We start from the raw sequence: 9,967 nt of genomic DNA on the forward strand, positions 1-9,967 counted from the left end.
TTATAGCTTCTGAAATTGTAGTTCATGAGGCCCTCAAAAAGCAATTATCATGTTGAAATTATATAATATTTTACCGAATTCGGCCTCATTTTGCAACTAATATTTGCGGGACAGACTCAAAAGAGACACCGGCTCTGGCAGAAGGGGACGTGGATATAGACTGTCCTTCGAGGCGAGCCGTCAGGCTTGATGCCGAGGGCCTGCCAGGCGGGCAGGGCCTCTTCAGCAGGAAGAGGTTGTCCTCCGGCACCTGCATGGACCGCGACCTTGCGATCAAAGGCGTACTTAAGCGGGTCCACCCCTTCTCTGGCAAAGAACCTGTTTGGATATTGAGGGGTAGGGACTGAAGCCCCCCGGTCCGGTTTTTTCCTGTTAACCGGGGAATCCGTTGGCTTCACTCCATGTCCTCCCACGGGGTTTTTTCTGGCGTCTTTAAGAAGTTCAATTTTCATCGCTCTCTAACCTTGAACCCTGAACCTGTGAACGGTTACAAAATATAAAGCCATTATAATTGAATTCAGGCCTCTGTTGAATTTTTTCTTCATTGTCTTAGTGTAGATCTATGAGCATAATCTCGGATTATGCAGTTGCTGAGTTTGCCGAAGATGTGAGGCGGAGGGTGCGTAGACGTACTTTGGTACTTCAAGCGCCCGACAACAAAGCAGATTCGGTGAAATCAGCAACCCTTTGCGGCTTCAAATGCCGAAAAAATATATATCAAAAACAGCTTCACCTTTTGGGTGAAAGATTTAAATACATTTGTAACGTATAATAGACCAATATTAAAGAAAATTTCCCCTTTTCGGTATTTGGAGTGCATAATTCGGGATGAAAGAAAGATATATAGTAGGAATAGATCTTGGAACTACCAACTCTGCAGTAGGCTATGTGGACCTCCGTGATGTAAGGCCTGGCTCTATTAATATACTCGCCTTTGATGTGCCACAGATTGTGGGCCAAGGTCGAGTGGCCGAAAGGCCGACCTTGCCATCATTCCTTTACCTGTCAGGGAAACATGATCTCCAGGCCGGGGCAACCGCCCTTCCCTGGGACCCTGGAAGGACCTATGCGGTCGGTGCCTTTGCCAGGGACCAGGGTGGGCTTGTATCCGGAAGGCTGGTATCTTCAGCCAAGAGCTGGCTGTGCCACGAGGGGGTTGACAGGGAGGCCCCTATTCTTCCCTGGGGCGCAGGATCTGAGATAGACAAGGTCTCACCAGTTACCGCGTCATCACGCTACCTTCAGCATATCAAAGAGGCCTGGAACCACAAGATGCCGGAGCCTTTGGAGGCGCAAATAGTGGTCTTGACTGTGCCGGCTTCCTTTGACGAGGTCGCGAGGGAGCTTACCGTACGGGCAGCAAAAGAGGCGGGTCTGTCTTCCGTGACTTTACTGGAAGAGCCTTTGGCTGCCTTTTATGCATGGCTCTCTTTCCATGAAGGACAATGGGATACTTCTCTGCACCCGGGAGATCGCCTCCTGGTATGTGATGTAGGCGGTGGCACGACTGACTTTACATTGATCTCCTGCGAGGGAGACTCGGATACCCCCAAGCTTGAAAGGGTGGCAGTAGGAGATCACTTGCTTCTGGGCGGAGACAACATGGATCTTGCCCTGGCAGCCTTGGCGGAAAAGGCCCTGGGCCTGGAATTGGACACCGCCCGTTGGCATGCACTGTATCATCAGTGCAGGCAGGCAAAAGAGATCCTTTTAAAAGACGGAGGGCCGGAGAAAACCACTATCAGGCTTACGGGCCGCGGGCGATCCCTGATTGGCGGTACTATGATGACAGATCTCTTTCGGGATCAGGTGAAAGAGGTCATTATCGATGGCTTTTTCCCCGAGGCAGACCTTAAAGCAGGAGATTCCCTGAAAAAAGGCGGGACCGGTCTCAGGGAAATGGGACTTCCCTATGTAAGCGATCCGGCTGTGACCAAACATCTCGCCCGTTTTCTCTCAAGGCAGGGCGGAGGGCAAATGCCCAATGTGGTGCTCTTTAATGGGGGTTCACTCAAGCCGGATTTGATACGAAAGCGCCTCAAGGAGATATTGACATCCTGGTCCGGACATCCTGTCAGGGTCTTAGACAGCAGGTCCCTTGACCTGGCAATATCCTGGGGGGCTGCATATTACGGACTGGTTACACAGGGCCTCGGGCTTCGAGTAGGCGGAGGAATGGCAAGGTCCTATTTCGTGGGCGTGGCTCTGGACGAGGAGATCCGGGCCCCTATGGGAGTCTGTTTGGTGGAGAGGGGGACAGAGGAGGGAAAAGAGGTAGAGGTCTCAAAGACCTTTCGGGTCCGGACAAACAGGCCGGTGAAGTTTTCACTCTACAGCTCCACCACACGTAAGGGAGATAAGGTGGGCGACCTGGTGCCGGTGGATTCCGATGACTTTATCAAGCTTCCGCCGCTCCAGACAGTTCTGCGTTACGGCAAAAAGGGACGGGATGTACAGATTCCCGTCAGACTGGGTGCAAAAGTCACGGCCATAGGGACCCTGGAACTCTATTGCGAGTCACAGGAGAGCCCTCACAGGTGGCGTTTGCAGTTTCAGCTCAGGGATTCAGAGCCAAGTGGCGCAGATTCAAACTATCAGGTCGAAGGAGTGCGGGTGGCCCCATCTGATGAACAGATGGAGGAAGAGCCGAAAGGGCTGTCCGAAGAAGACCTTAAGGCCCTGGAAGAGGCCAGGAAAGAGATCCGCAGGTGCTTTTCACCGGATAAGGGAGAGGAGGCCCTTGCACCCTCACAACTTCCCAGGCGTCTGGCAGAGTGCATGGGAATGGAAAAGGACTTGTGGTCACTTCCCATATTGCGTGCCCTGGCTGATGCATTACTTGATATAAAGGCCGGACGTGGAAGGTCCCCGCAACACGAGGCCAGATGGTATAATCTGACAGGTTTTTGCCTTCGTCCAGGGGCCGGTGAGGTGACGGATCCATGGCGGATCAAGAAGGTATGGCCCTTTTATTTTGATGGCCTGGTTTTTTCAAAAGAGATGGAGCCAAGGCTTCAGTGGTGGATCTTCTGGCGTCGTATTGCGGCAGGTCTGGGCCCTGGCCAGCAGACACAGATATTTTCCGCCATGTCAAATGCCTTATTGCCTGCCCGGTCCAAGAGACGCAAACGAGCCAAAGTGAGGCCTGTTAAAATATCCCAGGAGGAGAGGCGTGAGATATGGCTCTTTGCTGCCAACCTTGAACGGCTTGATATATCCTGCAAGATAGAGCTCGGGAGGGAACTTATCTCGAACCTTGTTAAGAACCGGTCGTGGCAGGGTGTCCTGTGGGCGCTTTCCCGTTTAGGTTCAAGACAACCGCTTTACGGTCCGGCCAATAAGGTGGTGCCTCCCGGAGAGGTATCTTCCTGGCTGAAAGTCCTGAAAAAACAGGAATTGAAGCAATCCCGGAAGCTCATTAATGCCGTGGTCTCCATGGCAAGGCTTACCGGGGACAGGACCAGGGACCTGCAGGCCGCTTTCCGCCAGGAGGTAATCACCTGGCTCCAATTGCTGGGGGCCGGAGAAGAGGAATTGGAACCTATACGGAAAACCGTTGCTCTTGCAGGAAAAGAGAGAAACCAGGCCTTTGGGGAGAGTCTGCCTGAGGGCCTTATCCTGGAGCAGGTAATGACAAGTGAGCAGACAGACGATATGCGAGCATAACACTCCACAGGTATTATTTAAGATATTGATGATTATTATATAGATGACCGAGTACATCCGAGCAAGGAAATCGCAATTGAATTTTTATAGAAAAGTACCTCTCTATATTAAGGGAGAGAAAAATAGATTTATTCTATACAAACAAGAAGGAATAACTATCAGTGATATGCGTATCAGAAAGGAAAAGCACCCATCTATATTATACATCAAATATTCAGATAAAATAAAAGGTATTCAAGAAGCACAAAAAGCATTTAACAAGAAATTAGAAGATGTTATAAAATCAAATAATCATACAAAAGTCAAGGAAACTCTTATTAATATTGTAAGAGAAACTTTAGAAGAACCAAGAAGTAGAAGCCTTGAAGGTGTTTATGATACAGTAAATATTTTAGTCAGCGACTATTCAAAAGAATATGATGTTGTTAAAAACCTGATAGATATATCACACAATGATTATTCCACAATCTTGCATTCTATCAATGTCATGGCACTTGTATTGGGCTTTGCATTTTATATTAATCTTTCACTGGATGAAACAAAGATACTTGGGTTATGCGGATTACGGATTATTGCATGATGTTGGCAAAACAAAAGTTAATCAAAAAATACTTAATGCACAAAGGAAACTGAGTGATGAAGAATTTGAAGAAATTAAAAGCCATACTTATAGAGGTTATAATATTTTAAAAGGATGCAAATTCAGAAATGAATATCTTAAACACTTATCTCTTGGTGCTCTTGAACACCATGAGAAATCAGATGGTACTGGATATCCACTCAACAAAACTGAAAGTCAATTAGCAAGATTTTCTTAAATACTTGCCATTGTTGACTGTTATGAAGCATTGACAAATGATGACAGACCATACAGAAGCGCAATGAATCCTTTTGATGCCTTGAATGAAATAATTGGAAAAGATGTAAAGAATGGCAAATATAATAAAGAAATATTTGCCCTATTTATTCAAAGCTTAAGTAGTGCTGCCAAGTCAACTACCACTGCCATAGGCGGTGGCTTGTAAGGATTGCTGCCCCCCCTAAAAGGGGGCGGACGCATATTCTTATCCCTGCAGGACAAAGTCAAGAATAAAAAACAATTCATCCCTAAGATGTTGCTATTGCGAGCGTTAGCGAAGCAATCTCGCGGCATAAGTTTGTGAGCCTTGTTGAGATTGCTTCGTCGCTTTGCTTCTCGCAATGACAATGTAAAGGTTTTTATAAAACATAGAGACATGAACTTCGGTTATATAATTTTTTATGCTATAATATTTTATAGAGTTCGCAAAATGAACGTGGGTTGCGACTCGGTTCAACATAACTGTTTTATCCATTTTATCCATCATGTTTCGCACTGTTGTAATAAGATTCTTTTTTCCGGACTTTCGATATAGATTCTGATCAAAGGAGGAAGATGAGAATGAAAAAACTGTTTGTCATCATGACCACCGTACTTTTTGCTTTCTGTCTCTTTGCCTTGAACACCCCGTATCTCCGGGCTGAGAAAGAGAAGGCTACCTATGTTGGAATGGACAAGTGCAAAGAATGCCATCCAGGGCATGTGGCCAGCTATCTCACCTGGAAATACTCAAGAAATTTCCGGGTCATACAGATGAGAAAAAAAGATCATGACCCAAAATGTCTGCCTTGCCATACGACCGGCTTTGGGAAACCGGGAGGATTTGTGAGTGTGGAAAAGACCCCGCGGATGATCAATAAACAGTGTGAGACCTGCCACGGTCCGGCCAGCTTGCATCTTAAGGCCCCGACCAGGCTGGAACATCAAAAGACATTGAGCATTCCAAAGAATATCTGTACAGGCTGTCACAGCGGGCACAAACATCCGGGATATTGAGCTGCTGCACTACATGCCGTCATCATGAAAGCATAGAGAATTGAGGGACAGATAAAATGACACCTTTTTTGGACAGATTATGGTCAAAATTACGCATAACCAGCATAAGAGACAAGGTGATAGTAGGTATGAGCGTGATTTTAATCGTAGTAATAGGCCTTCTTACTTACTATGACATGGTGACGCGAATTAAGTATCACTTTGGAAAGCAGGAGGAGCGGGCATATGAGATCAGCGACACGGTGATGAGAAGTATTGAGTACCCTATGCTCAACGGAGACATGGAGGCCGTGCAGGCCATCCTGGAAAGCCTGTATAAACTGCAGGATGTGGAAGTTGTAAACCTTTGCGATCTTACCGGCAACATCAAATACAGCGGTTTACCAGGTAATGTAAAAAGGCTTGACGATTCCCATGCCACCAAAGAGGCGCTGGGGACCGGTTCCCTGGCGAAGGACCTAGAGGTACAGGGAGAAGAAAAGATATTTCTCCACGCCATGCCCATCCCGAATGAGGAAACCTGTCATAAATGCCATGGAAGCGAAAATGAAATATTGGGGGTCCTGAGCGTAGGAATTAGCTGGGGCCCCGTTGAGAAGCGGGTAACAGAAGTCAGGAACAGGGAGATCGTCTGGGGCCTGGCTACCCTTATGATTGTCGGTGTTTTCTTATTCATTTTCTTATCCAAATTTGTTACTCAACCCCTTGCCCGACTCGCACAAATAGCCGATGAAATCAGCCGCGGGAAGACAGACATTGAATTTGGCAGACAGGTCAAATGCTGGGAGATAGAAAAATGCACAAAAACCGACTGTCCTGCATATGGAAACACTGAGACAATGTGCTGGTATGTGGACGGAACACTCTGTTTTGGCCAGCCATCAGGGAGCTTCCCGGAAAAACTGGACGAGTGTCGTGAATGCAAAGTATATAAAACCCATGTAGGTGACGAGATGGTCCAGCTGGCGGATTCCTTCAAGCATATGGTCTCCAAACTGGATATTTCAGAGAAAGAGATAAAGAAATTGGAAAAGAGGACCCAGTTGATCCAGGCCAGCAAGATGTCCACCTTGGGCGAGATGGCATCAGGCGTAGCCCACGAGTTAAATCAGCCGTTAAATGTTATCAGGATGGGCGCCACGTTTTTGTCAAAGATGATCAACAAGGGCCAAAAGATTAAGGATGAAGAATTAAAGACCGTGACTGAAGAAATCGTTGGCCAGGTAGATAGGGCATCGGCAATCATTAATCATATGCGGGACTTTTCAAGGATTAGTGTCAAGACGGCAGAGATTGACGTGAATGTGCCTATCAGAAATATCCTTGGGATATTGGGGCAACAGTTCAAGGTGCGCAATATTGAGATAGAGTTGGACCTGGAAGATAACCTGCCCCATATAATGGCAGATAGCAACAAGTTGGAGCAAGTCCTTTTGAACCTGATCGTCAATGCCCGGCAAGCCATTGAGGAAAAGGGCGAGCCCGGGGGCAAGGTGACAATTAAATCATTTTCAGACAGGGGACGGGTTGCAATTTCTGTATCCGATACGGGAACCGGTATTCCTGAAGATATACTGGACAAGATATTTGAACCGTTCTTCACCACTAAAAAAGTGGGGGTGGGAACGGGATTGGGTTTGTCCATCAGCTATGGAATTATCAAGGATTACGGCGGAAGCATAGATGTAAAGAGCGAGTTGGGGGTTGGCACAACATTTCTGTTGAGGTTTCCTCCATGTTCAGGTGCTTGAATAATGGATATCCGTTCATGGCCTGAAACTTAAATAATGTTCCAGCAAATGGGGTAATCTATTGAAGCTTTTACTTATTGATGATGAAGAGCCGGCAAGAAGGATTGTCGGAATGTCACTGAGAAGTGATGGCTACGAGGTGCTGACGGCAGAGGACGGCAAAAGCGGCCTTGAGCTATTTGCGAAAGAAGCCCCCCCGATTGTCTTAACCGATATAAAGATGCCCGGCATGGACGGCATCGAGGTATTGAAAAGGATTAAGGAAATAAGCCCTGAAACCGAGGTGATAGTTGTTACCGGGCACGGCGATATGGACCTGGCTATCCAGTCTCTGCAACTCGAGGCATCCGATTTTGTCACCAAACCTATTGTGGACGAAGCCCTGGCAGTTGCCCTGAAACGGGCCAAGGAAAGGCTCCGTTTAAGGAGAATGCTCAAGGAATATACCGACGATCTTGAGAACAAGGTAAAAAAGGCCACGGAAGAGATAAGGCAGAGGTACGAGTTTGAAGACAACCTGATCCAGCATTCCATCGACGGTATAATCGGCACTGATAGGCAGGGAAAAATAATGATCTTTAATCAAGGGGATGAGAGAATATTTGGATATTCCAGGGATGAAGTAATAGGGAAGATTGATATAAGGAGCCTCTATCCACCGGAGACAGCCGAAGAAATCATGCGAGGTCTGCATGGCAAAGAGAGCGAAAGACAGGACATGAATGGCTGGCGAGAGATCTTTGTCTTGGGAAAGAATGGTGACAAGATACCGGTTAAGTTTTCAGGAACTATACTGTATCAAGATGGTGAAGTAATCGGCAGCGTAAGCTTCCTTCACGACCTGAGGGACATCAAGCGATTACAGCAGGAATTGATCAAGGCCGAGAGGTTGGCTGCCACCGGACAAACTGTGGCCGGACTTGCCCACGGTATCAAAAACATCTTAGGTGGTCTTAAGGGAGGAGTCTATATAGTGGACAAGGCTCTTGAGAAAAGAGATATGCACAGCCTCAGTACCGGCTGGGACATGGTGAAAAGGAATATCGGCAGGATCTCCGACCTGGTTATGGATCTCCTCAACTACTCAAAGGAGCGCAAGCCTGAATATGAAGTATGCTCCCCGAACGAAATTGCGGAAGAAGTATGCAAGCTAATGGACCTCAGGGCAAAGGAATCCGGAGTGGAGATCGTCAGAGATCTTGATCCTCGCATAGGCGACGCATCTTTGGATCCCAAGGGAATTCATCACTGCCTGCTCAATCTGGTTTCCAATGCTATTGATGCTTCAATATTTGATGAAGACGAGACCAAGAAACATATTGTACGGGTGGCTACAAGGCGTGAAAGTGACGGGACGCTTATTTTTCAGGTATCTGACAATGGCTGCGGCATGGATGAGGCCGTAAAAAAGCATATCTTCAGCTCTCTGTTCAGCACCAAGGGGTCACAAGGTACGGGCCTCGGCCTGCTGGTTACCCAAAAAACAGTCCATGAGCATGGAGGAACTATAAAAGTAGACTCTGAACCCGGGAAGGGGTCAACTTTTGTCATCAGGCTGCCTTCTGAACCGCGCCCTCTTGGAGGCTAAGCAGAAAAATATTCCAGCCTTCTTGTACAATATTCCATCTTGAAAAAGGCAGGAAGCTCTCAGTGGAATGTAGTAAGGTCGACCAAGGGACTATCTTTTTCCTCATAGTCAAGCGGCGCATGACAAGAGAATTGCTGTCACTTCAGGATGAGTGAAAGATGAAAGAGCATAAAGCACTTAATGTGGCAATCGTCGGCGGCGGTCCCGGGTGCAAGGCGATTATGGAGATGATATTTGCTGAAAGACTCCGCCAGCTTCATATGAAGCTGGTCGGGATCGTGGATACAGATCCAGGGGCTGTCGGTTATCGCTTTGCCCAGGAACACGGTATCTATACTACAAGGGATTACCAGGATCTGTATAAGCTCAAAGGGTACTGTCAACTTTTTTGTGTGAATTTCTCATAGGCCAATTCTTTGAGAAAAGGCAGGTTGTTACGCACTTTTCCTATTGGGTTTGATCTCCAATGCAATTCCATTCTCAGAGAGATAAAGGCCAGGAGACGGTAACAGGCAGTCTCACCAGCGATGATCTCCATAGGTTTCGTTCTGCGTTTAAATTCCTTGTTTAGTCTCTCTATGATATTAGTGGTCCGTAGAGATATCCATTCCTCTTCAGGAAAGCTGAAAAAGGTCAGGCAGGCATTGATGGATCTCTCAAGACAGGATACAGCAGAAGGAATGGTATCCTTCCATTTCTTTTTAAACTGCTCGAAAAACTCCATGGCTTTCTTTCTTGAAGAGGCATAGAAGATGGACCTTAAATCATCCGCTACTTCTCCCTTGAGCTTCTTGGGTACCTTGGCCAATACGTTCCTGGCCACATGGACTTGACAACGTTGTACCTTTGCCGAAGGGAACTCTTGCTTGAATACGGCCTCAAGGCCAGGCAGGCCATCCATGATGCCCAGGGTGACGTTCTGGGGATCAAGACCCCTTACCTTCAAATCCTTGAAGAACTCACGCCAGTTAGAGGCCGACTCCTTATCACCGGACTGGAGACCTAATACCAACCTGTGACCTGCTTTTGTAACACCAATAGCTGCCAGAATCGGAACGGTCTCAATGTCCCGAGCAATGCGCATGTTAAAATTGACTCCATCAATAA

General features: G+C 47.1%; 9 protein-coding genes. 6 read left to right on the top strand and 3 right to left on the bottom strand.

Annotated elements, in window-relative coordinates:
- Positions 1-116: 116 nt before the first annotated feature.
- Positions 117-452: a hypothetical protein gene (locus C4B57_05030; GenBank protein ID PXF54971.1), complete on the bottom strand. Its 336-nt coding sequence runs from the start codon at positions 450-452 to the stop codon at positions 117-119.
- A gap of 376 nt (positions 453-828) precedes the next feature.
- Between C4B57_05030 and C4B57_05035 the strand changes: the two genes are divergently transcribed.
- Both C4B57_05035 and C4B57_05040 read left to right on the top strand, forming a co-directional pair.
- Positions 829-3,666, top strand: a complete 2,838-nt coding sequence (locus C4B57_05035; protein ID PXF54972.1) for a molecular chaperone DnaK — start codon at positions 829-831, stop codon at positions 3,664-3,666.
- A gap of 452 nt (positions 3,667-4,118) precedes the next feature.
- Positions 4,119-4,484 (top strand): hypothetical protein, encoded by a 366-nt coding sequence (locus tag C4B57_05040; protein ID PXF54973.1) that lies wholly within the window; start codon positions 4,119-4,121, stop codon positions 4,482-4,484.
- Positions 4,485-4,796: 312 nt separating this feature from the next.
- On the opposite strand, the gene C4B57_05045 is transcribed toward C4B57_05040, so the two are convergent.
- A complete protein-coding gene (locus C4B57_05045; GenBank protein ID PXF54974.1) occupies positions 4,797-5,012 on the bottom strand; it encodes a hypothetical protein in 216 nt (71 codons plus the stop codon).
- 68 nt (positions 5,013-5,080) lie between these two features.
- Here C4B57_05045 and C4B57_05050 point away from each other — a divergent pair, with 68 nt between their 5' ends.
- From C4B57_05050 to C4B57_05065, 4 genes are all read left to right on the top strand, one after another.
- On the top strand, positions 5,081-5,521 hold the full coding sequence (locus C4B57_05050) for a hypothetical protein (GenBank protein ID PXF54975.1): 441 nt from the start codon (positions 5,081-5,083) through the stop codon (positions 5,519-5,521).
- A gap of 56 nt (positions 5,522-5,577) precedes the next feature.
- The gene (locus C4B57_05055) at positions 5,578-7,272 is read left to right on the top strand and encodes a hypothetical protein (GenBank protein ID PXF54976.1); all 1,695 of its coding nucleotides are present in this window, start codon (positions 5,578-5,580) and stop codon (positions 7,270-7,272) included.
- Between the two features lie 112 nt (positions 7,273-7,384).
- Positions 7,385-8,860 carry a histidine kinase gene (locus tag C4B57_05060; GenBank protein ID PXF55012.1) on the top strand — a complete coding sequence of 492 codons (1,476 nt, stop codon included), beginning with the start codon at positions 7,385-7,387 and terminating at the stop codon, positions 8,858-8,860.
- Positions 8,861-9,018: 158 nt separating this feature from the next.
- On the top strand, positions 9,019-9,267 hold the full coding sequence (locus C4B57_05065; GenBank protein PXF54977.1) for a hypothetical protein: 249 nt from the start codon (positions 9,019-9,021) through the stop codon (positions 9,265-9,267).
- Here the strand turns inward: C4B57_05065 and C4B57_05070 are convergent.
- On the bottom strand, positions 9,240-9,967 hold a 728-nt coding region (locus C4B57_05070; protein PXF54978.1), incomplete at its 5' end, for an IS256 family transposase. The genes C4B57_05065 and C4B57_05070 overlap by 28 nt on opposite strands.

This window comes from Deltaproteobacteria bacterium (assembly GCA_003194485.1).
Taxonomy (GTDB): Bacteria; Desulfobacterota; Dissulfuribacteria; order Dissulfuribacterales; family UBA3076; genus UBA3076.